This is a genomic window from Blastococcus sp. SYSU D00820 (assembly GCF_054050695.1).
Genome location: NZ_JBJGZW010000020.1, coordinates 38,993 through 57,651 on the forward strand (window position 1 = coordinate 38,993; position 18,659 = coordinate 57,651).

16 protein-coding genes are annotated in these 18,659 nt (G+C 76.1%); 9 read left to right on the plus strand and 7 right to left on the minus strand.

Going from position 1 to position 18,659, the window contains the following annotated elements; genetic code table 11:
* The first annotated feature begins 201 nt into the window (after nucleotides 1–201).
* Both ACI79R_RS18410 and ACI79R_RS18415 read left to right on the plus strand, forming a co-directional pair.
* Nucleotides 202–1,794, plus strand: coding sequence for a hypothetical protein (locus ACI79R_RS18410; RefSeq protein WP_456575106.1), 1,593 nt, complete (start codon nucleotides 202–204; stop codon nucleotides 1,792–1,794).
* Nucleotides 1,775–2,419: a hypothetical protein gene (locus tag ACI79R_RS18415; RefSeq protein WP_456575107.1), complete on the plus strand. Its 645-nt coding sequence runs from the start codon at nucleotides 1,775–1,777 to the stop codon at nucleotides 2,417–2,419. Before ACI79R_RS18410 ends, ACI79R_RS18415 begins: the two co-directional genes overlap by 20 nt.
* Nucleotides 2,420–2,423: 4 nt before the next feature.
* Here the strand turns inward: ACI79R_RS18415 and ACI79R_RS18420 are convergent, their stop codons facing one another.
* The gene (locus tag ACI79R_RS18420; protein WP_456575108.1) at nucleotides 2,424–3,437 is read right to left on the minus strand and encodes an NADPH:quinone reductase; all 1,014 of its coding nucleotides are present in this window, start codon (nucleotides 3,435–3,437) and stop codon (nucleotides 2,424–2,426) included.
* 19 nt (nucleotides 3,438–3,456) lie between these two features.
* A complete protein-coding gene (locus ACI79R_RS18425; RefSeq protein WP_456575109.1) occupies nucleotides 3,457–4,095 on the minus strand; it encodes a haloacid dehalogenase-like hydrolase in 639 nt (212 codons plus the stop codon).
* A gap of 127 nt (nucleotides 4,096–4,222) precedes the next feature.
* Between ACI79R_RS18425 and ACI79R_RS18430 the strand changes: the two genes are divergently transcribed.
* Together ACI79R_RS18430 and ACI79R_RS18435 are read left to right on the plus strand one after the other, a co-directional pair.
* Entirely contained in the window at nucleotides 4,223–6,067 is a 1,845-nt protein-coding gene (locus ACI79R_RS18430) for a putative bifunctional diguanylate cyclase/phosphodiesterase (protein ID WP_456575110.1), read from the plus strand.
* Nucleotides 6,068–6,176: 109 nt separating this feature from the next.
* A complete protein-coding gene (locus ACI79R_RS18435) occupies nucleotides 6,177–6,668 on the plus strand; it encodes an Rv0361 family membrane protein (RefSeq protein WP_456575111.1) in 492 nt (163 codons plus the stop codon).
* 64 nt (nucleotides 6,669–6,732) lie between these two features.
* On the opposite strand, the gene ACI79R_RS18440 is transcribed toward ACI79R_RS18435, so the two are convergent.
* From ACI79R_RS18440 to ACI79R_RS18450, 3 genes are read right to left on the minus strand one after another with little or no spacing between them, the layout of a single operon-like run.
* Nucleotides 6,733–7,146, minus strand: coding sequence for a hypothetical protein (locus ACI79R_RS18440; protein WP_456575112.1), 414 nt, complete (start codon nucleotides 7,144–7,146; stop codon nucleotides 6,733–6,735).
* A 1-nt stretch (nucleotide 7,147) separates the two neighbouring features.
* On the minus strand, nucleotides 7,148–9,748 hold the full coding sequence (locus ACI79R_RS18445; protein WP_456575113.1) for a bifunctional FO biosynthesis protein CofGH: 2,601 nt from the start codon (nucleotides 9,746–9,748) through the stop codon (nucleotides 7,148–7,150).
* 12 nt (nucleotides 9,749–9,760) lie between these two features.
* Complete coding sequence (locus ACI79R_RS18450; protein WP_456575114.1) at nucleotides 9,761–10,291, minus strand: flavin reductase family protein; 531 nt, start codon at nucleotides 10,289–10,291, stop codon at nucleotides 9,761–9,763.
* Nucleotides 10,292–10,326: 35 nt separating this feature from the next.
* On the opposite strand from ACI79R_RS18450, the gene ACI79R_RS18455 reads away from it, so the two are divergent.
* A complete protein-coding gene (locus tag ACI79R_RS18455) occupies nucleotides 10,327–11,754 on the plus strand; it encodes a dihydrolipoyl dehydrogenase family protein (RefSeq protein ID WP_456575115.1) in 1,428 nt (475 codons plus the stop codon).
* 14 nt (nucleotides 11,755–11,768) lie between these two features.
* Complete coding sequence (locus ACI79R_RS18460) at nucleotides 11,769–12,680, plus strand: NAD(+)/NADH kinase (RefSeq protein WP_456575116.1); 912 nt, start codon at nucleotides 11,769–11,771, stop codon at nucleotides 12,678–12,680.
* Between the two features lie 3 nt (nucleotides 12,681–12,683).
* Here the strand turns inward: ACI79R_RS18460 and ACI79R_RS18465 are convergent, their stop codons facing one another.
* The gene (locus ACI79R_RS18465) at nucleotides 12,684–13,469 is read right to left on the minus strand and encodes a transglutaminase-like domain-containing protein (RefSeq protein ID WP_456575117.1); all 786 of its coding nucleotides are present in this window, start codon (nucleotides 13,467–13,469) and stop codon (nucleotides 12,684–12,686) included.
* A gap of 153 nt (nucleotides 13,470–13,622) precedes the next feature.
* Here ACI79R_RS18465 and ACI79R_RS18470 point away from each other — a divergent pair, with 153 nt between their 5' ends.
* The gene (locus ACI79R_RS18470; RefSeq protein WP_456575118.1) at nucleotides 13,623–14,387 is read left to right on the plus strand and encodes a nucleoside phosphorylase; all 765 of its coding nucleotides are present in this window, start codon (nucleotides 13,623–13,625) and stop codon (nucleotides 14,385–14,387) included.
* Nucleotides 14,384–15,289, plus strand: coding sequence for an adenosine deaminase family protein (locus ACI79R_RS18475; RefSeq protein ID WP_456575119.1), 906 nt, complete (start codon nucleotides 14,384–14,386; stop codon nucleotides 15,287–15,289). The genes ACI79R_RS18470 and ACI79R_RS18475 overlap by 4 nt, the downstream gene beginning before the upstream one ends.
* 65 nt (nucleotides 15,290–15,354) lie before the next feature.
* Here ACI79R_RS18475 and ACI79R_RS18480 read toward each other — a convergent pair whose 3' ends face one another.
* Nucleotides 15,355–17,442 (minus strand): putative bifunctional diguanylate cyclase/phosphodiesterase, encoded by a 2,088-nt coding sequence (locus ACI79R_RS18480; protein WP_456575120.1) that lies wholly within the window; start codon nucleotides 17,440–17,442, stop codon nucleotides 15,355–15,357.
* Between the two features lie 166 nt (nucleotides 17,443–17,608).
* Between ACI79R_RS18480 and ACI79R_RS18485 the strand changes: the two genes are divergently transcribed.
* A complete protein-coding gene (locus tag ACI79R_RS18485; protein ID WP_456575121.1) occupies nucleotides 17,609–18,658 on the plus strand; it encodes an LLM class flavin-dependent oxidoreductase in 1,050 nt (349 codons plus the stop codon).
* Nucleotide 18,659 lies beyond the last annotated feature (1 nt).

An 18,659-nucleotide genomic window follows, 5' to 3' on the forward strand; every position in this document is an offset into this window, starting at 1 on the left:
CACGGGCGCATTTTCCGCGCCCTGGCACTCCGCCGGTACCGGACGGTCACGTCCGACGGGTGTGACGGCTGGGGACGTCGGGGCGTCGCCCCACGTCGCGGCGGCGTGTCGGCCGCGGCCGCTGTTCCGGTCACCGGGCGGCGCACCAGGCTGCCCCCGGCTCCTCGCGACGGTCGCGGGCGAGACCGCTGGAGACCGGACATGACGGCGCCGACCACCGACGCACCCCGCTTCCCGTCCGCCCGGCGTCGCGGGGCCGCCCGCGGCGCTGTCCTGGGCATGGGGCTGCTGGTCGCTGCGGGCGCCGGGATGCCCGCAGCCGCGGCCGACGACGAGACCGCCGCGCCCACCACCACGCCGGCGCCGGCGCCGACCACCGAGGCGGCCGGCGCGCCGCTCAACCAGGCGCCGGTGCCCACCGCGCCGACGGCGGCCGACCTGACCGCCGACTTCGGCCTGGGCAAGAACCTCGGCGTGTTCGTCGAGCCCGACGGCGTCTTCCCGCAGGACCTCGACATGTCCGGGGCCGAGATCGCCTTCCGGCCCGTCGAGGTCGTGGCCGACCCCACCGGCGTGGAGGGCGTGCAGGACGCGGACGGAACGGCGTACCTGGAGGGCGAGCCGACGATCTGCACCACCGACGCCGACGGCGCCTGCCACGCCGGGAACCTCATGGGCTGGGGCCCGCTGGGCCTGGCCGAGGAGGGCGGCGACACCGGCACCGCCGACAGCGAGGCCGACCCCTCCCTCGTGGTGCTCGAGCCGGGCCTGTACCTGGTGGAGCAGCTGAGCTCCTCGACCGGGTTCGCCCACGAGCCGGGCATCCTCGGCACGGTCCGGGTCTGCGGCTTCGGCGACTTCATCGCGGTCGCCGAGGGGATCGACGGCGCCGTCCCGTGCGAGTCCTTCCCGGCGCTGTCGGCGCCGAACGCCTCGCTGTTCTCCACCGCCGTCTGGACGACGACCCTGGACGCGGTCACCGGGGCGCCGGTGCCCGGCGTCGCCTACGAGCTCACCGGCGGCCCCGACTACCCGCGCGTCCCCGGCGCCGAGCCCGGCGACTGCCAGCCCATGGACATCGGCGAGACCCCCGACGGCGACCTGCCGACCGCGCAGGCCACCGACTCCGGGCTCCCGGTCACCGACGCGGCCGGCGACCTGACGTTCCCCGGCTGCCACCTGCCCGGCGACCGGACCCTTCGCGCCGTGGGCGTCCCGGCCGGCTACCAGGCCGGCCAGTCCTTCACGGTGCCGGTCGGCGTCCCGCCGATGGACGAGCGGAGCGGCGAGCCCGACCGGGTGGTCCGGGTGACCGTCGGTCTGCTGCCCGTGGGCGCCGTCCCGGCTCCGCCGAGCACCCCGAGCACGCCCAGCGTCCCGAGCACGCCGCCGGCCGCCCCCACCGCGACCGGCGGCACGGGGAGCACGGGCGGCACCGGCGCGCGGCCCTCGACCGGCACCGGCACCGGCACGGGCGCCGGCACCGGTGCCCGCCCCGGCAGCGCGGGCACCGCCTCGTCGCCCAGCGCCCCGGCCGCGACCGGCTCGGCTCCGGCCGCACCCACGGCGCCGGCCACGGCCGCCTCTTCGCCGAGCCCGGCCAAGCCGACCCCGGCCCGGCCCTCGGCGCCGACCGCCGTGTCCCCCGCCGACGACGTGCCCGTCGTCGCCCTGGAGACCGAGAGCAGCACCGAGCTGCTCGAGGTGGGCCTGATCGGCTTCGGGGTCCTCTTCGTCGCCGCGGTGGTCGTCGCCATCGGGGTGCTGCGGCGCCGTGCCCGCCGGCAGTCCTGACGCCCCGCGCCTGGGCTGGTGGGCCCGGCTCCCCGACGAGGGGGAGCCGGGCGCACCGGCGCAGCTGACCTGGATCGGCGTCCTCGGCGCGGCCTTCCCGCCGGGCAGCGTCGTCGACCTGCCGGCCGGCAGCCGGCCACCGGAGGGTCAGGTCGTCGTCCGCACCGACGCCGCGGGCGCGGCGGTGTCCCGGGTGCAGGTGGCCCTGCCCGACGCCCCGCTGCTCTGGTACGTGGAGCTGCCCGAACCCGCGGCCGCGCCGCCGGCCACCACGCTCCTGGCCTTCTCCGACGCCCGCTTCCCCGAGGGCACGGTGCTGACCGCCGACCGCGCCCGCGCCGCCGGGGTGGCCGGCGACCAGCAGGTGGCCGCGCTGCGCTGGTGGACCGGCAGCGGGCTGGTGCACCAGGTCTACGTCGGCCCGCGGTTCCGCCGCCGCGGCGTCGGGTTCAAGCTGGCCAGCGTCGGCTACGCGTTGCAGTCGGTGCGCGGGCTGCCGCCCCTGCACGGCGACGGCCGGCGCACCGACGACGGCGAGGCGTGGGTGCGCGCCCTGCCGGAGTACACCGCCCCGCGGATCGCCCCGCGCACCCAGGCACTGCCGTCGATGACCCCGGGCGCCTAGCGGGTCAGGCGGTCACGTCGACCAGCACCTTGCCCACCGCGCCTCCCTCGACCGCGCGGTGCGCCTCGGCCGTCTGCTCCAGCGGGAGGACGTGCAGCGGCAGCCCGGCGTCCTGCCCGACCCGCACCGCCCCGTCGGCCACCGCCGTGGCGACGTCCTCCACCCCGATCTCCTTGGCCCGCGCCGGCTCGGTGTAGACCAGCACGAAGTGCCACTGGGCGTTGGGCGCCATCTGCGGGCGGATCGGCACGGTGATCTCCGGTCCGCCGTTGTCGGCGTACATCGCCACGGCGCCGTGCCGGCCCAGCACCTGGGCGTCGACCGCGGCGTTGGCCGCCGGCGACACCTCGGCGACGACGTCGACGCCGCGCGGGGCGATCCTGCGCACCTCGGCGACGACGTCCTGCTGCCGGTAGTCGACGACGGCGTCGGCACCTGCCGCGGCGGCCAGCCGGGCCTTGGCCGGACCGCTCACCGTGGCGATCACGGTCGCGTCGGCCCACCGGGCGAGCTGGACGGCGGCGTTGCCGACGGCGCCGGCCCCGCCCTGCACGAGCACCGTGCGCCCGGTCAGCGCGCCCGCGCCCAGCCGGTCGGGCAGCGCCTCGCCGAGGCTCAGGCAGCGGTGCGCGGTGAGGAACGGGATGCCCAGCGCCGCCCCCAGCTCGAAGGCCGGCTGCGCGCCCAGCAGCACCGCCTGCCGGGCCGGGACGACGGTGTACTCGGCGGCCGTGCCGTGCGGCCGCTTCCAGGCCGCCTCCCAGATCCACACCCGCTCGCCGACCAGCACGGGGTCCACGCCCTGGCCGACCGCCTCGACGGTGCCCGCGCCGTCCTGGCCGGGCACCTGCCCGGCGGGACCGGGCTCGGTGCCGCTGCGGGACTTCCAGTCGGTGGGGTTCACGCCGGACAGCGCCAGGCGCACCAGCACCTCACCGGGGCCGGGCTCGGGAACGGGGCGGTCGACCAGCTCGAGGACGTCGGGACCGCCGGCACGCGCATAGGTGATGGCTCGCACGCACCCCGCCCTACCCGGCTCACGACCAGCGACGCGTCTCCGGTTCCCGGCCCAGGGCCGCGGCCACCCGGCGAGCAGCCCGCGACCCGGCGTTGACCAGCACCGGACGGGGGGTGTGCGAGAACAGCGGGACGTCGGAGGGGCTGTCGCTGTAGACCACGGCCCACGGTGGGGGATGTCCCCGCTCCTCGAGCAGCCGCACCTTCGCCGGGCCCATCGCGCGGCGCACCCGCGGCGGCCACAGCCGGCCGGTCGAGCCGACCACCTCGACGTCCCCCAGCCCGATGGCGGCCAGGTAGCCGCGGGCCATGGTCTCCTCGCAGCCGGTGGCCACCACCACCTGGTCGCCGGCGGCCAGGTGGGCGCGCACGCAGGCCACCGCCTCGGCGACGACCGAGCCCGGCCGGCCGGCCACCGCCCGGCGGAAGGCGGCCGCGGCGTCGTCCGCACCGCCGGGGGGAGCCGCCAGCCGGAGCAGCGCCCGCGCACCCAGCGGACGGGTCGCGGGCAGCGCCGAGCCGGCCAGCAGCAGGGGCACGGCCGCGAGCACCCGCAGCAGCCGGCGCGGCGCCCGGGTCAGCGCCCCCCGGAGGAACAGCAGCGAGGCGTCGCCGGCCAGCAGCACCCGGTCCAGGTCGACGACGACGCTCCGTCCCATGCCGGGGCAGTACCGGAGTGCCCGGGGTGGGGAAACCTGCACGCCCGGCCTCCACCGGGTCACCCGGAGGGGGGAGATCCGCGGGTCGGGCCCTGAGGAGCGGGTGCGGCGCGCCGATCACAGGAGCGTGAGCATCCGAGTCCCCGGCCGCCTGGCCGCCGTCCTGCCCGAGGGCCGCGTGCTGCCCGACGCGGTCTGGGCGCGCCGTCATCGCATCATCCTGTGGGTCGCCGTGCTCCAGGCGCTGGCCCTCGGCCTGTTCGCGCTGGCCGTGGGGGAGTCGCCGGTCGCCGCGCTCGTGGAGACGGCGCTGGTGGCCTATCCGCTGGCCTTCGCGCTGCTGCCCGGCCTCGGCCGGGCCGGCCGCGCGGCCGCCGCGACGGTCAGCCTGCTCACCGCCTCGATGCTGCTGGTCTACCTGATGGGTGGGCAGACCGAGGCGCACTTCCACTTCTTCGTGGTCATCGGCCTGGTCTCGCTGTACCAGGACTGGGTGCCCTTCGGCATCGCGCTGCTGGTCGTCGTGGCCCACCACGGCGTGGCCGGCACGCTCTTCCCGCACGAGGTCTTCGGCCACGCCAGCGCCGCCGCGCACCCGTGGGGCTGGGCGCTCCTGCACGCCGGCTTCGTACTGGCCGCCAGCCTCGCCCACCTCGCGGCGTGGCGGCTGTCGGAGCAGCAGGGCCTGCGCGACCCGCTCACCGGGCTGGCCAACCGCACGCTGCTGGTGGAGAGCACCGACCGGCTGCTGGCCGGCGGGAGTGAGGTGAGCGTGCTCTTCCTCGACCTGGACGACTTCAAGGACGTCAACGACTCCCGCGGCCACGCGGCCGGCGACGCCCTGCTGGTGGGCATCGCCGCGCGCCTGACCGGCTGCGTGCGCCCCGGCGACCAGGTCGCCCGCATCGGCGGCGACGAGTTCGCCGTCGTCGTCCCCGGTGGGGCCGACGTCGCCACGATCGTGGGCCGGCGCGTCCTGCTCGCCCTCGCCGACCCGGTGCCGGTCGAGGGCCGGCCGGTGGCCGTGCACGTGAGCATCGGCGTCGCCGGCACCGCCACGGCCGGCGAGCGCGACGCCGGCACCCTGCTGCGCAACGCCGACCTGGCCATGTACATGGCCAAGGCGCTCGGCAAGAACCGGCTGGTGCACTACGCCGACGGCATGGCCCAGGCGGCGCAGACGAAGGTGCAGCTCCTCGAGGACCTCGCCGGCGCGATCGACGCCGGCCAGCTCGAGGTGCACTACCAGCCGACGATCTCGCTCGCCGACGGCCGCACCACCGGCTACGAGGCGCTGCTCCGCTGGCACCACCCCGTGCGCGGGACCGTGCCGCCGGCCGAGTTCATCCCGCTGGCCGAGGAGGGCGGGCACATCGTCGACATCGGCCGCTGGGTGCTGCGCGAGGCGACCCGCCAGGCCGCGGCGTGGACGGCGGAGGCCGGCCGGCCCATCGGCATGGCGGTCAACCTCTCGCCGCGCCAGCTGGCCGACGACGACGTCGTCGCCACCGTGCACGAGGTGCTGCTGGAGACCGGCCTGCCGGCCGGCCAGCTGACCCTCGAGGTGACCGAGGGCGTGCTGCTGCGCGACGTCGACCAGGTGGTCGACCAGCTGCGGGCGCTGCGGACCCTCGGCGTGCGCATCGCCATCGACGACTTCGGCACCGGCTACTCCAGCCTGTCCTACCTGCGCCGGCTGCCCGCCGACATCATCAAGATCGACCGGAGCTTCGTGCAGGACCTCGACGGCGGGGGCCGTTCGACCACCCTGGTCGCCTCGATCATCGAGCTGGCGCGCAGCCTGCGCCTCGAGGTCGTCGCCGAGGGCGTGGAGACCCCCGAGCAGAGCGCCGTCCTCGGCGGGCTGGCGTGCTCCCACGCCCAGGGCTACCTGTTCGGCCGGCCGCAGCCGGCCGCGGGGGCCGCCGCGCACGCCGTCGTCACCCCCGGGCGGGACGTCGCGCTCGCCTGAGCCCACCCCTTCGGGGGGAAGCCACTCCAGTTCCGGCCTTCGCCGGTCGATGGGGCTGGAGAACCGGGCCGTACCGGTACCGATGCAGCAGACCGAGAACAGGAGCACCGTGACCACCACCCCGTCGACCCCGCCCGTGCCGCCGCCGCCCTACGGCGACCAGGGCCCCGCCGCCGTCCCCGCAGTCCCGGCGGTGGGCAGCGCCGCCGGCCGGCAGCGGCTGTGGGTGCTGGGCGGTCTCGCCGCGGCCGTCGTCGTCGCCGTCGTCGTCGTCACCCTGGTGGCCTCCGGCGGGCCGTCGAGCCCGGAGGACGCCGCGCTGCAGTACGTGAACGCGCTGCAGGAGGGCGACTACGAGACCGCCTACGAGTCGCTGTGCGCCGAGGAGCGCGAGGACTACGAGGACCTCGCGGAGTACGCGCAGGAGATGGAGCAGCACCTGGGCGGCGCGCTGACCCGGCCGGCCCGCGTGACCGGCGTCGAGCCCGACTTCGAGCGGTGGGACGTCGAGATCATGCTCTACACCGTGTTCGGCCAGGGCGACGAGACCCTCGAGGTGGTCGAGGAGGACGGCGACCTGCTGGTCTGCGAGGAGCTCTGACCCGCACGACCCCAGCGGAGTGCCAGGGACGCGGAAACCGCGCCCTGGCACTCCGTTCGCGTTCTCAGGCGGGGGCGTCGGGGTCGGCCGGCCAGGCCGGCACCGGCAGGCCAGCCAGCGCGCACAGCCGCTCGACGGTGGCCTCGACGGTCTCGTCCGGCGGGGGAGTGCCCGCGGGTGCGGCCATCAGCCGCCGCACCTCCTCCGCGTCGACCGGCTCCCCACCCGCGTCGACGACCCACCGCGCGAAGCCCGCGGCCTCGGCCGCGGTGTCCACCGGGTCCGAGGCATCGGGCTCCTCGAAGTACACCCGCGGCTCGTAGCCGAGGAAGAACCGCCCGCCGGAGGCGTCGGACAGCCGGTAGTCGACCGTGGCGATCCGGCTGTCGTGCACGTCGAGCAGCAGGAACGGCACCGCCGTCGGCCGCCCCGTGGCCCAGCGGCCGTCGCTGTAGGTGTGCCGGCCCGAGTAGCCCACGTCAGCGCGGAGTGATCGACAGGGTGAGCCGGCGGCGGCCCTCGTCGGAGCGGGCGGTGGCCAGCCGCTCGGCCGACGGCGTGCCGTACTCGGTGGTGCGCTGGCGGGCGGGCCGGCCGATGGCGGCGGCCATGGCCTCCAGCTCGGCGATGGTCTTGAGCGAGCCGTTCTCGCTGCCGGCCATGCGGCTGATGGTCTCCTCCATCAGCGTGCCGCCGAGGTCGTTGGCCCCGCCCTGCAGCACCGCCTGGGTGCCGGTGTCGCCGAGCTTGACCCAGCTGGTCTGGATGTTGGGGATGCGCCCGTGCAGCAGCAGCCGGGCGACGGCGTGCACGGCCCGGTTCTCCCGCACGGTCGGGCCGGGGCGGGCGACGCCGGCGAGGTAGATCGGCGAGCTGTGGTGCACGAAGGGCAGCAGCACGAACTCGGTGAACCCGCCGGTGCGGTCCTGCACGCCGGCCAGGGTGCGCAGGTGGGCCACCCAGTGGGCCGGGGTGTCGACGTGGCCGTACATCATCGTGGAGGTCGTGGGGATGCCGACCTCGTGCGCGGTGGTGATGATCTCCAGCCAGGTGGCGGTGGGCAGCTTGCCCTTGGTCAGCACCCAGCGGACGTCGTCGTCGAGGATCTCCGCGGCGGTGCCGGGGATGCTGTCGAGCCCGGCCTCCTTGGCCGCGGTGAGGAACTCGCGGAACGACAGGCCGGTGCGCGCGGCGCCGTTGACGATCTCCATGGGGGAGAACGCGTGCAGGTGGATGCCGGGCTGCCGGCGCTTCACCTCGCGGGCGAGGTCGAGGTAGGCGGTGCCGGGCAGGTCGGGGTGGATGCCGCCCTGCATGCAGATCTCGGTGGCCCCGGCGGCCCAGGCCTGGTCGACCCGGTCGCCGACCTCGGCGAGGGAGAGGGTGTAGGCGTCGGCGTCGGTGCGGCGCTGGGCGAAGGCGCAGAACCGGCAGCCGGTGTAGCAGACGTTGGTGAAGTTGATGTTCCGGTTCACCACGTAGGTGACGTCGTCGCCGTTGACGTCGCGGCGGACGGCGTCGGCCAGCGCGCACAGCGCCTCCAGATCGGGCCCGTCGGCGCCGAGCAGCGTGAGGTACTGCGCGTCGGTGAGCCCGGCCGGGTCGGCCTCGGCGCGGCGCAGCGCGGCGGCCACCGCGGGGTCGCCGGCGGCCAGCGCGGTGGAGGACCCGTCGCGGGCGGCGACGGTGCGGTCGCGCAGCTCGGCCCAGTCGCCGTAGACGGCGTCGAAGTCGCTGCGCCGGTCACCGGTGCGCCCGACGGTGTCGACCTCCACGTGCAGATCGGTGCGCCCGGACGACGTCCAGGCCTCGTCCGGCTCCTGCCAGGGCAGCCCGACCGGCGCCCGGCCCTCCACCGCCAGGCCGTCGGGGCCGGCCAGGGCCTCGACGTGCGGGCGGACGCGGGGGTCCAGCCAGGGTTCGGGAGCCAGCACGTAGGGGGGCTGGGCGGCCAGCCGCTCGCGCAGGGTGAACCCGGCCTCGGCGGTGAGCGCGGCCAGCTTGTCGATGTTGGGCCACGGGCGCTCGGGGTTGACGTGGTCGGGCGTCAGCGGGGAGACCCCGCCCCAGTCGTCGACGCCGGCGCGCAGCAGCAGCTCCAGCTCGGTGGAGTCGCTCAGGTTCGGCGGGGCCTGCACCCGGGCCTTGGGGCCGAGCAGCACCCGGGTGACGGCGACCGCGGCCACGTACTCCTGCAGGGCCAGGTCGTCGTGGGCGGCCATCGCCGTGCGCGGCTTGGCGCGGAAGTTCTGGACGATGACCTCCTGCACGTGCCCGTGCCGCTGGGCCGCGGCGCGGATCGCCAGCACCGCGTCGACGCGCTCGGCGTCGTCCTCGCCGATGCCCAGCAGCACGCCGGTGGTGAACGGCACCGCCGAGCGGCCGGCGTCCTCCAGCACGCGCAGCCGCACCGCCGGCTCCTTGTCCGGGGAGCCGTAGTGCGGCCCGCCGGGCTCGGCCCACAGCCGGGTCGCGGTGGTCTCCAGCATCATGCCCATCGACGCCGACACCGGCTTGAGCCGCTGGATCTCCTCCCACGACAGGACGCCGGGGTTCAGGTGCGGCAGCAGCCCGGTCTCCTCCAGCACCCGGATCGCCATCGCCCGCAGATAGCCCAGCGTGGAGTCGAAGCCGTGCGCCTCCAGCCACTCCGCCGCGACCGGCCAGCGGTCCTCCGGGCGGTCGCCGAGGGTGAACAGCGCCTCCTTGCAGCCCATCGCCGCACCGGCCCGCGCGATCTCCAGCACCTCGTCCGGCGACAGGAACGGTGCCCTGCCCTCCTTGCGCAGCTGCCCCGGGGTGGTCACGAACGTGCAGTAGTGGCAGCGGTCGCGGCACAGGTGGGTGAGCGGGATGAAGACCTTGCGGCTGTAGGTCACCACCCCCGGCCGGCCCGCCGACGCCAGCCCGGCATCGCGCACCCGCGAGGCCGCGACCAGCAACCGGTCCAGGGGCTCACCCTCGGCCAGACCACGGGCGGACAGCAGCGCCTCCGCCTCGCCGGCATCGAGCGGAGCGCCCCGCTCCACCCGGGCGAGGGCACGACGGAGGGCGTGGGCGGGAGCGGCAGGTGCGTTCATGGCCCCTGCACGCTAACCCCCGGCACCAGCTCCGGGTGCTGCATCGCCGCCGGTCGCACCCGGCAGGTAGCGACCGCGGAAGCGCAGGAGGGGGATGCCGTCGCCGCGCAGCACCGGGACGGCGTCGACCTCGAGCAGCGCGAGCACGTGGTCGCCGGCCTTCACCACCCGCTCCAGGCGGCAGTCCAGGGCGACCAGGCCGCCGGTCAGCACGATGGCCCCGCTGCCCGGCGCGCGCGTCCAGGGCACGCCCTCCAGCAGGTGCCGGGCGCTGGGCCGGCCGGCGGAGGAGAACCGGCTGGCGAGGATCGCCTGGTCGGCGGCGAGCACGGTGAGCCCGCAGCGGCCGACGTCCTCGAGCACCTCGCGGGGATAGCCGTCGGCGGCCAGGCCGACGGCGACCAGCGGCGGCACGGCGGAGACGCTGGTCACCGACGACACCGTGGTGCCGACGTCGTCCATGTCGTCCTGCACGGTCAGCAGCGCGACGCCCGCGGCGTGGTTGCGCAGCGCGGCGGCGAAGTCGGCCGGGTCGACGGGCATGGCGGCCAGTCGACCACACGGCCAGGATGGGCCGGGTGAGCAGCAGCCAAGGGGAGAAGACCTACGACGTCATCGTGCTCGGCGCGGGCTCGACCGGGGAGAACGTCGCCGACATCGTCGTCCGCGGCGGCCTGTCGGCCGTCCTCGTGGAGAGCGAGCTGGTCGGCGGGGAGTGCTCGTACTGGGCCTGCATGCCGAGCAAGGCGCTGCTGCGCGGCACCGAGGCGCTGGCCGCGGCCCGCGCGGTCTCCGGCGCCGCCGCGGCCGTCACCGGCGAGCAGGACGTCGCCGCCACGCTCGCCCGCCGCGACTCGTTCACCTCGAACTGGGACGACTCCGGCCAGGTGCAGTGGGTGCAGGGCGCCGGCATCGACCTGGTCCGCGGCGCCGGCCGGCTCGACGGCGAGCGCACCGTCGTGGTCACCGGCGCCGACGGCACGGAGGTGCGGCTGACCGCCCGGCACGCGGTCGCCGTCTGCACCGGGTCGGAGGCGATGGTGCCGCCGGTCGACGGGCTGGCCGACGTCGACCCGTGGACCGCCCGCGAGGCCACCAGCGCCAAGGAGGTGCCCGGCCGGCTGGTCGTGATCGGCGGCGGCTACGTGGGCTGCGAGATGGCGACCGCCTGGCAGGCGCTGGGCGCCACGGTCACCGTGGTCGAGCGCGGCCCGCGGCTGCTGGCCGGCGCCGAGCCGCAGGCCGGGGAGGCGGTCGCGGCGTCGCTGGGCGAGCGCGGCGTCGACGTGCGCCTGTCGACCGGCGTGCGGTCGGCCCGGCGCGAGGACGGCGGGGTCGTCGTCGTCACCGACGGCGGCGAGATCCGCGGCGACCAGGTGCTGGTGGCCGCCGGCCGGCGGGCGCGCACCGGGGAGCTCGGCCTGGACACCGTGGGCCTCGAGCCCGGCGGCTACCTCGACGTCGACGACTCGCTGCAGGTGCGCGGGGTGCCGTGGCTCTACGGCGTCGGCGACGTCAACGGCCGCAAGCTGCTCACCCACATGGGCAAGTACCAGGCCCGCCAGGCCGGCGCGGCGATCGTCGCCCGCGCCCGCGGCGAGCAGGTCTCCCTCGACGACTGGTCGCCCTACGTCGCCACCGCCGACACCCGCGCGACGCCGTCGGTCGTCTTCACCGATCCGCAGGTCGCCGCCGTCGGGCTCACGTCGCATCAGGCGGCCGACGCCGGCCTGCCGCACCGGGTGGTCGAGTACCCGATCGGCAACGTGGCCGGCGCCGCGGTGCACCGCGACGGCTACACCGGCACCGCCGTCGCCGTGGTGGACACCGAGCGCGAGGTGCTGCTCGGCGTCACCTTCGTGGGCCCGGACGTCGCCGAGCTGCTGCACTCGGCCGTCATCGCCGTCGTCGGGGAGGTGCCGATCTCGCGCTTGTGGCACGCCGTCCCGGCGTATCCCACGATCAGCGAGGTCTGGCTGCGCCTGCTCGAGACCTGGCGGGGCTGACGCCGGTGGTGCGGATGGGCCTGGTCCTGCACCCCTACCGGGACTCCTCGGCGGCGGTGGGGCAGGTGTCGGCGTGGACCAGTGCCTCCGGGGTCGAGCTGGTCGCCGGCCGGGAGGACGTCGAGCGGCTCGGGCTGACCGGTGTGCGGGCGGTGCCGCCGGAGGAGCTGGCCGCCACCTGCGACGGCGTGATCGCGATGGGCGGCGACGGCACGATCCTGGGCGCGATGCGGATGGTGAGCGCCCGGCCGGTGCCGGTGCTCGGCGTCAACCTCGGCCACTTGGGCTTCCTCGCCGAGGTCGAGGGCCGCGAGCTCGACGAGGCGCTGACCGCGATGGCTGAGGGGCGCTCGACCACCGAGTCCCGCGGATGCCTGGTGGTGCGCCAGCGGGACTGGCAGTGGCTGGCGTTCAACGACGCCGTCCTCGCCCGGGTGCCGGGGGAGGGCATGGTGACCGCGACGCTGTCGGTCTCCGGCCGGCAGTACGGCCACTTCCGCTGCGACGCGGTCATCCTGGCCACCGCCATGGGGTCGACGGCCTACAACTACGCCGCCGGCGGGCCGGTGGTCAGCCCCGGCATCGAGGGCATCCTGGTCACCCCGGCGGCGCCGATGTCGGGCATCAGCCGGACCGTCCTGCTCGGCCCGACCGAGCCGCTGCAGCTCACCCTGAGCGGCGGGCGCCCGGCCCTGGAGTTCGACGGCGTGCTCGCCGGCCGGATCGATCCCGGCCAGCACATCGAGGTCTCCTACCGACCCGACGCCGGGCAGCTGGTGCGCATCGAGGGCTCGCGGGCCGCGGCGCGCAGCCGGGTCAAGCTGTCGCTGCTGGACCTGCCGTTCCTCCCCGGCGAGCTGGTCGAGCTCCTGCCGGGCGAGCTGCGGCAGAAGATGGTCGAGGAGCCCGACGAGCGCGGGCCCTGAGCCTCAGGGCAGCGGGAACGGCGCCTGCGCCGGGGCCGGCAGGTCACCGGCCACCGTCGCGGTGACCGTCATCGACTCGAACCGCGAGACGCCGTCCAGCGTGGTGAGGAAGGCGGTGTCGGCGGCGTCGCGGCCGGAGCAGATGCGCACCAGCGACGCCGTCGGCGCCAGGCGGGTGGCGTCCACCACGCACCAGGTGCCGTCGACGTCGGCCTCGACCACCGCGTGGAAGTCCATGGGGTCCAGCCCCGGCGCGTAGACGGCGACCAGCCGCGCGGGCACCTCCAGCGCCCGCAGCAGCGTGGTGGTCAGGTGCGCGTAGTCGCGGCACACGCCGCGGCCGGTGAGCAGCGTGTCGACGGCGGTGTCCACCGGGCGGCTGGCGCCGGCGGTGTAGATGAGCCGGTCGTGCACCCAGCCGGCGACGGCCTGCACCAGCTCCGCCCGCGGCAGGGTGCGGTCGAACTCGCCGGTGGCGAAGCCCTCCAGCTGGTCGGAGGGGCAGTAGCGGCTGGGCCGCAGGGCCTCCGCCCAGGCGGCCGGCGTCACCCGCCGCGGCGGACCCGAGCCGTCGACCGCGGCGGTGTAGGCGATCGTCGTCGTCCCCTCGGCGAGCTCGACGCGGTGCACCCGCGCCTCCCCGACGGCGAACTCGGTCACCTCCAGCGGGCGGCCCTCGCACAGCACGGTCAGCTGCTCGGTCAGCGGCGCGGCCACCGCCACCTGCAGCAACGCCGTCGCGGGCCCGGTCGAGGAGACGGTCAGGGTGGCGGCCACGTCGGTGCGCATGACGGGCATCCTGACCGACCGGCCGCCGGCCGTCCCGGACGGAACGCGCTCGTCACACGCCGGTCACACCGGCCCGGCAGCGTCGGCTCCGCACACGGGCATCGACGGGCGCTCGCCGTACCGCGGTCCACGACCACCAGGAGGAGCAGCGGCATGGACACCGTGGACAAGTCGTCGACCGGCACCACCGGCCGGCAGTACCACGTCGGCGTGGAGCGGGGCGAGATCAGCGAGGTCGTGCTGATGCCCGGAGACCCGTTCCGGGTGCAGCTCATCGCCGACCACCTCGAGGACGTCGTCGAGGTGGCGCACAAGCGCGAGTACCGGACCGTCGTCGGGAGCTACAAGGGACGGCGGATCACCGCCTGCTCCAGCGGCATGGGCTGCCCGTCGACGGCCATCGGCGTGGAGGAGCTGGCCCGCGCCGGCGCCACCACGTTCATCCGGGTGGGCAGCACCGCCGCGCTGCAGCCCGGGATCGAGGTGGGCGACCTGGTCGTGAGCGAGGGGTCGCTGCGCAACGACGGGACGACGGCGGCGTACGTGCCCGCCGGCTACCCGGCCGTCCCCGACCTGGAGCTGACCGTCGAGCTCACCCGCCAGGCCCGCCGGCTGGGCGCCGAGCACGGGTTCGCGGTGCACGCCGGGCTCAACGCCACCGACGACGCCTTCTACGCCGAGACGCCGGAGTGGATCGCGCAGCTGTCCTCGCTCGGCCTGCTCAACGTCGAGATGGAGAGCTCGGCGATGTACGTGGTGGCCCGGCAGCGGGGCCTGCGCGCGGGGATGGTGTGCGCGGTGTCGGGCAACCTGGTCACCGGCGACGTGGTCTACGGCCGGCCCAACGAGCGGCTGGCGGTGGGCTGGGAGCACAGCATCACCGCCGCGCTCGAGACCGTGGTCGCCCTGGGCCTGTGAGCGCCGGGGCCGCACCGCTGCTGGACCTGCACTGCCACGCCGCCCTGCAGATGCCGGCCCCGGCGGACCTCACCGTGTTCCTGGCCCACGTGGCCGCGGGGTACCCGGTGTTCGGCAGCCCCGGAGCGGTGGAGCGCATCGCCCGCGAGGCGGTCGAGGACGCGGCGGCCGCGGGGCTCGCCTTCCTCGAGCTGCGGCTGGGGCCGACCACCCACGCCCGGCCGGGCTTCGACGTCCGGGCGGTGCTGGCGGCCGCGTGCGCCGGCGCCGCCGACGGGGCGCGGGCCACCGGCGTCGAGGTGGGCGTGGTCCCCGCCCTCCTGCGCCACCAGGACGCCGACGCGCACGCGGCGGTCACCGACGCGGCGTGCGCCCTGGCCGGTCACGGCGTCACCGGCCTCGACGTCGCCGGCGACGAGCTGCTGTTCCCCGCGCTGGAGCCCTACGCGCCGTTCTTCGCGCAGGCCCGCGCGGCCGGCCTGGGCGTCACCGCGCACGCGGCGGAGGCCGCGCCGGCCCCCGCGGCGCGGGCCGCGGCCGAGCTGCTCGGGGTGCGGCGGATCGGCCACGGCTCCCGCGCCGCCGACGACCCGGAGGTGCTGGCCTGGGCAACGGGGGAGGGGATCGTCTTCGAGGTCTGCCCGACCTCGAACGTGCTCACCGGCGCGGCGGCGTCGGTGCGGGAGCACCCGCTGGGCCGGTTCCTCGCCGCCGGCTGCCGGGTGGTGCTCGGCGACGACGACCCCACCACCACGGGCGTGCGGCTGGACGCCGAGGTGCGCGGGCTGCTGGCCGAGGGGCTGCTCGACGGGCCACGGCTGCGGCAGGTCGCCGGGGACTCGGTGGCCGTCGCGCTGTGCGACGAGCCGGTGCGCGACCGGCTCCGGCGGCTGCTGGGGTGAGCGCCGGTCCTCGTGCTCTGCCCCCAGGGGTGGGCAGAGCACGAGGCCGGTCAGGGGGGTGACCGTCAGTCGGGGAGCGGCGTCTCGCCGGTGTCCTCGACCAGGCGCAGCGGCGGAGGGGGCGGCGCGTCGTCCCCGTCCTCCTGGCCGTCCTCGTCGGCCCACGCGGCCACGGCGTCGAAGGCCGCGGTCGGCGGGAAGGAGTAGACCTGGGCCGGCGCGGGCTGCGGCATGCCGACGACGTCGACGCCGGGCACCTCGGCCATCCCGTCCAGCTCGGGGACGACGGCCTCGGCGGCCTCGACGTCCAGGGCCTCCACCGGGGCGTCGGCGGCGACGATGACGTTCTCCGCGGTCAGCGGTCCGTCACCGCGGACCTCGGCCGGCACCAGGGTGTCGACCACGGCGTCCTCGACCGCGGCGCTGTGGCTGGGCAGCGGCGCCGGGCGGCCGAAGGCGTAGCCCTGCGCCATCGCGCAGCCGTGCGCGCGCAGCCAGTCGGCCTGGTCGAGGTCCTCGATGCCCTCGGCGATGACCTGCAGCCCCATGCCCAGGCCCAGCTGCACCAGGCCCTGCACGAGCGCGGCGGTCGAGGGCTGGGTGACCACGTCGGCGACGAACGAGCGGTCGATCTTGACGGTGTGGATCGGCAGCCGGTGCAGCGCGGTGATGGCCGAGTAGCCGGTGCCGAAGTCGTCGAGGGCGAGGGTGACGCCCCGCTCGGTCACCTGCGAGACCGCGTGCAGGGTGGCCTCGGCGGCGAACAGCGCCGTCGACTCGGTGATCTCCAGCTCCAGCCGGTCCGGCGCCAGGCCGGACTCCTCCAGCGCGGCGACCACCAGGTCGGTGAAGCCGGGCTCGGCCAGGTGCCGGGCGGAGATGTTCACGTGCACCCGCAGCCCGGCCGGCCAGGCGGCGGCGTCCAGGCAGGCCTGGCGCAGCACCCAGGCACCCAGGCGGGAGGTCAGCCGGCTGTCCTCGGCCACGGAGAGGAAGGCGCCCGGCGGCAGCAGCCCGCGGGTGGGGTGCTGCCAGCGGATCAGCGCCTCGTACCCCAGCAGCGTCTCGTCGGCGAGGGAGACGATCGGCTGGTAGAACAGCCGCAGCTCGTCGCCCTCGAGAGCGTGCCGCAGGTCGGCCTCGAGCTGCAGGTCGTCGATCTCGCTGTCGCTGAGGACGCCGTCGTGCACGACGATCCGCGCCCGGCTGCCGTCGGCCTTGGCGCGGGCGAGGGCGTTGTGCGCCTGGCGGAGCAGGTCGTCGGGGGCCACCTCGGAGCCGAGGGTGAGGCCGACGCTGGCCGACAGCACGATCTCCCGCTCGCCGATGAGGAACGGGTCGTCGAGGACCGAGAGCAGCCGGTCGGCCAGGGCGCGCAGCCCGTCGAGGTCCTCGACGTCCTCGGCCAGGATGAGGAACTCGTCGGCGCCCAGCCGGACGGCGGTGTCCTCCACCCGGGTGCTCCAGCGCAGCCGGTCGGCGACCTGGGTGAGCAGCTGGTCGCCGGCGTCGTGGCCCATGGCGTCGTTGACCGCCTGGAACCGGTCGAGGTCCAGGTGCACCAGGCCCACCTGCAGCCCGCGACGGCGGGAGAGGGCCAGGGCGTGGGCCAGCCGGTCGCCCAGCGCGCGGCGGTTGGGCAGGCCGGTCAGCGGGTCGGTGAAGGCGCGGCGGACGAGGTCCTCCTCGGCCCGCCGGCGGTCGGTGGCGTCGACCAGCGACAGGACGACGAACTGGGGCCGGCCGTCGCTGAGGTGCACCACCTCGTGCGCCTGCTGCACGTACAGCTCGCTGCCGTCGGCGTGCCGCAGCCGGCGCTCGCCGTCCAGCCGCAGCCACGGGTCCAGCGGGCCCTCGGGGCCCGGCGGCAGGTCGGGGACCGGCGCCTCGTCGGGGTGGGCGAGCAGGTCGACGTGCCGGCCGACGAGGTCCTCGGCCGACCGGCCGGTCAGCGTGCACAGCGCCTCGTTGACCACGAGGAGGTGGCCGTCGAGGTCGACGAGGGCCTTGGGGATCGGTGCGGCGAGGAAGAGGGCGCGGAAGAGCTGACCGCGGTCGGCCAGCAGCGCGTCGATGGCCCGCAGCCGCGTGCCGGCGGCGTCGCCGGGCCGGTCGGCCCGGGGTCGCGGTACGTCGTGGGCGCTGAGAGTCACCCCGACAGGGTGCTCGACCGGCGGCCCGGAGTGACGGAACCCGTCCACGGAATGTCGTGGTCGATCGATCACACCGCGTGACAGGCCGGGGCCGGAGTGCACCCCCGTGACGGGTGCGACGGGCGGGACCGGGAATCCCCGGCCCCCAGCGGTCGCTGGACGGGGCATGAGCGCAGCGGATGGGTCGAAGCGGATCGGGTTCCTGTCCTTCGGGCACTGGCAGCCGATCCCCGGCTCCCAGGTGCGGACGGCGCGCGACGCCCTCCTGCAGACCGTCGAGCTGGCCGTGGCCGCCGAGGAGCTGGGCCTGGACGGCGCCTACGTGCGCGTGCACCACTTCGCCCGGCAGCTGGCCTCGCCGTTCCCGCTGCTGGCGGCGATCGCCGCGCGGACGTCGCGGATCGAGATCGGCACCGGCGTCATCGACATGCGCTACGAGAACCCGCTGTACATGGCCGAGGAGGCCGCGGCGACCGACCTCATCGCCGGTGGCCGGCTGCAGCTCGGCGTGAGCCGGGGATCACCGGAGACCGCGCTGCGCGGTTCGGAGGCCTTCGGCTACGTGCCGCCGGAGGGTGCCACCGACGCCGACCTCGCACGGGACAAGACCGCGCTCTTCCGCGCCGCGCTCTCCGGCGCCTCGGTGGTCGACGCCGATCCGCGGATGACCGGCGGCCAGCGCGCGCGGCTGGCGGTGCAGCCGCAGTCGCCGGGGCTGGCCGACCGCATCTGGTGGGGGTCGGGCACCTTCGCCACCGCCGCCTGGACCGCCGAGCAGGGCATGAACCTGATGAGCTCGACGCTGCTGTCGGAGGAGACCGGCGTGCCGTTCGACCAGCTGCAGGCCGAGCAGATCGAGCGGTTCCGCGCGGCCTGGGCCGACGCCGGCTGGGAGCGGGCGCCGCGGGTGTCGGTCAGCCGCAGCGTCATGCCGATCGTGACCGACCTGGACCGGCAGTACTTCGGCACCGACCGCGACAGCGGCGACCAGGTGGGCCTCCTGGAGGGGGTCCGCGCCCGGTTCGGCAAGAGCTACGTCGGCGAGCCCGACCAGCTGGCCGAGGAGCTGGCCAAGGACGCCGCCGTCCGCGAGGCCGACACCCTGCTGCTCACCGTGCCCAACATGCTGGGCGTCGAGTACAACGCCCACCTGCTGGAGACCGTCGCCCGGTACGTGGCGCCGGCCATCGGCTGGGTGCCGGCCGACCGGCGCTGAC

What these genes read in the sequence shown, in the direction of transcription:
- ACI79R_RS18485 (WP_456575121.1), top strand. Translation starts at nt 17,609, where the DNA reads ATGAGCGCAGCGGATGGGTCGAAGCGGATCGGGTTCCTGTCCTTCGGG.
- ACI79R_RS18450 (WP_456575114.1), bottom strand. Translation starts at nt 10,291, where the DNA reads ATGCCCGTCGACCCGGCCGACTTCGCCGCCGCGCTGCGCAACCACGCC.
- ACI79R_RS18410 (WP_456575106.1), top strand. Translation starts at nt 202, where the DNA reads ATGACGGCGCCGACCACCGACGCACCCCGCTTCCCGTCCGCCCGGCGT.
- ACI79R_RS18470 (WP_456575118.1), top strand. Translation starts at nt 13,623, where the DNA reads ATGGACACCGTGGACAAGTCGTCGACCGGCACCACCGGCCGGCAGTAC.
- ACI79R_RS18460 (WP_456575116.1), top strand. Translation starts at nt 11,769, where the DNA reads ATGGGCCTGGTCCTGCACCCCTACCGGGACTCCTCGGCGGCGGTGGGG.
- ACI79R_RS18425 (WP_456575109.1), bottom strand. Translation starts at nt 4,095, where the DNA reads ATGGGACGGAGCGTCGTCGTCGACCTGGACCGGGTGCTGCTGGCCGGC.
- ACI79R_RS18465 (WP_456575117.1), bottom strand. Translation starts at nt 13,469, where the DNA reads ATGCGCACCGACGTGGCCGCCACCCTGACCGTCTCCTCGACCGGGCCC.
- ACI79R_RS18445 (WP_456575113.1), bottom strand. Translation starts at nt 9,748, where the DNA reads ATGAACGCACCTGCCGCTCCCGCCCACGCCCTCCGTCGTGCCCTCGCC.